The 2,687-nt window shown below is 69.6% G+C and carries 2 protein-coding genes; one reads left to right on the top strand and one right to left on the bottom strand.

Features of this window, described 5'->3' with window-relative positions; genetic code table 11:
* Nucleotides 1-1,370: S8 family serine peptidase (locus VH969_RS09915; protein ID WP_331973375.1), on the bottom strand; the 1,370-nt coding region annotated here is incomplete at its 3' end.
* A gap of 230 nt (nt 1,371-1,600) precedes the next feature.
* Here VH969_RS09915 and ychF point away from each other — a divergent pair.
* A complete protein-coding gene (gene ychF, locus VH969_RS09910) occupies nt 1,601-2,683 on the top strand; it encodes a redox-regulated ATPase YchF (protein WP_331973374.1) in 1,083 nt (360 codons plus the stop codon).
* The last annotated feature ends 4 nt before the right edge of the window (nt 2,684-2,687 follow it).

The following is a 2,687-nucleotide window of genomic DNA, read 5'->3' as shown; positions in this document are numbered from 1 at the left end:
GACGGTTGGCTCGTCGTGTTGACGCCCGTGCCGTCGTTGCCGGCGGAGATGAAGATCTGTACGTCGTTCTGCTCGATCAGCCGGTTGTACAGCTGCTCGCGCGCGGTGTTGCCCTCGTTGACCAGGTCCAGGCCGCCGATGGACATGTTGACCACGTCCACGCCGGCTTCCTGCACCGCGTAGATCATGCCCTCGTCCAGAGCGTGCGAGGTGCAGCCGCCGACGAACAGGCAGGCGCGGACCGAGACGAGCTTCGCGCCCGGGGCGGCACCGCTCATCTTGCCGCCGAACAGCTTGTTGCCGGCGACGATGCCCGCCACGTGCGAGCCGTGCTCACCGGAGACGATGCCGATGTTGACCGAGTCGGTCGCCGGGCTCGTCTGCACGACGAACGGCATCGACTCGGACACCGCCGTGGCGGGGTTGTCCGTGCCGAACCGGCCGATGTCCTGCTTGACCTTGTAGTCGGTCATCGGCTGGTCGTCGGCGAAGTCCTTGTTCTGGTTCGTGTCGACGCGCACCTCGCCGGTCGACTTGTCCCACCGGACGCCGAACGTGCCGATGCTGCCCGCCGGGTTGCCGTCCCGGTTGACGTCGTTGCCCAGCTCACCGGCCAGCCGCGGGTCGCGCTCGTTGAAGATGCCGAAGCGGACGTTCGCCGGCTGCCCCGGCGTGGGGCTCGACATGTCGATCCACGTCGGGTCGTTGTCCAGGTTGCGCCCGTTCGCGAACCGCGGGTCGGTCGCGGTGACCCAGTCGACGATCTTGCGTTCGCCGGTGCTCGTGGTGTTCAGCGACGGGTGGCCGAGGTCGACGCCGGAGTCGACGATGCCGACGGTCACGCCGCGGCCGTCGAACTTCGGGTTCTGGTCGACGAACTGGGCCGCGCCGGTGTCGCCGGTCGGCATGTACGGGTTGACCCGCGGGGTGTTCGCGCCCGGGGCGGGCTGCGGCGACGGGTCGGAGATGCCCTCCGGCCGCGGGTCGTCCAGCTTGATCGTGCGGTCGACGTTCGCGCCGTCGACGCCGGGCAGCTCCGCGACCGCCTCGGCCTTGCCGACCGGCACCTCGACGCGGACGTAGCCGAGGTCGTCGGCGCGGTACCGGATCGTCGCGCCCGCGCGGGTCAGGTCGTCGAGCGTGCCCCTGTCGGCGATCAGCTGCAGTTCGACGGTGCGCTTTCCGTCCTCCCGCGCCTGGGCGACAATTTCGCGGTCCTGCTTGCCGAGGCCAACGCCCGGGTCGGTGGGCTGCGTCGGCGCGGCGCCCGCGCTCGAGGGGAGTGCGGCCAGCGCGAGGCCGACCGACGCGGCGAGCAAGGCCGCGCCGACGCCGGCTCTGCGCCGGCGGCGCGAGCTAGATCGGGTCATCCCAAAGATCCTTTTGTTCGTGCGAAAGCGTGTCGGGGTACTCGCGTCAGCGGAGCAAGCCAGAGGTCACGGAGTGTTGTTGAGCAGGGGCGCACTGACTAGCGTCCAAACGGGCTAATCCTTTCGTTTCGGACAACCCTCCGCCGTCTATGTCGCCGCAGGTAGCCCGTTCGCTACCGGTCGGTTGGGCGACGCGGAACGCGACCGGGCCGGCACGTAGACTCACCACAGTGAGTTTGACCCTTGGGATCGTGGGCTTGCCCAATGTCGGCAAGTCCACCCTCTTCAACGCCCTGACCAGTAACGACGTGCTCGCCGCCAACTACCCGTTCGCGACGATCGAGCCCAACGTCGGGGTGGTCCCGCTGCCCGAGCCGCGGCTGGCCGTGCTGGCGGAGATGTTCTCGAGCGCCCGCGTGGTGCCGGCCACGGTGTCCTTCGTGGACATCGCGGGCCTGGTCCGCGGCGCCTCGGAGGGACAGGGCCGGGGCAACAAGTTCCTCGCCAACATCCGCGAGGCGGACGCGATCTGCCAGGTGATCCGCGTGTTCGACGACCCCAACGTGGTGCATGTGGACGGTCAGATCGACCCGTCGGCGGACATCGAGACGATCAACACCGAGCTGATCCTCGCGGACATGCAGACGCTGGAGAAGGCCCTGCCGCGGCTGGAGAAGGAGGCCCGCACCCGCAAGGAGGCGCGGCCGGCGCTGGAGGCGGCGCGGCAGGCGGTGGCGGTCCTCGACTCCGGCCGCACGCTGTTCGCCGCTCAGTCCGAAGTGGATGGTTCGCTGCTGCGGGAGCTCAGCCTGCTGACGACGAAGCCGTTCCTGTACGTGTTCAACGCGGACGAGACCGTGCTCGGCGACCCTGACCGGCGCGCGGAGCTGGAGAAGCTCGTGGCGCCGGCGGACGCGGTGTTCCTGGACGCGAAGGTCGAGGCGGAGCTGCTCGAGCTGGACGACGAGGAGTCGGTGCGCGAGCTGCTCGAGTCGATCGGCCAGGAGGAGCCGGGCCTGCACTCGCTCGCCCGGGCGGGCTTCCACACGCTGGGCCTGCAGACGTACCTCACCGCGGGGCCGAAGGAGTCCCGCGCGTGGACGATCCACAAGGGATGGACGGCACCGCAGGCCGCGGGCGTGATCCACTCCGACTTCGAGCGCGGCTTCATCAAGGCCGAGGTCGTCTCGTACGACGACCTGGTGGCGGCGGGCTCGATGGCGGCCGCCAAGGCGGCGGGCAAGGTCCGCATGGAGGGCAAGGACTACGTGATGGCGGACGGCGACGTGGTGGAGTTCCGCTTCAACGTCTGACCTG

Origin of the sequence: Actinophytocola sp., assembly GCF_036555685.1 — a bacterium.
GTDB lineage: Bacteria > Actinomycetota > Actinomycetes > Mycobacteriales > Pseudonocardiaceae > Actinophytocola.
This window is presented reverse-complemented; position numbering and strand designations above follow the sequence as displayed.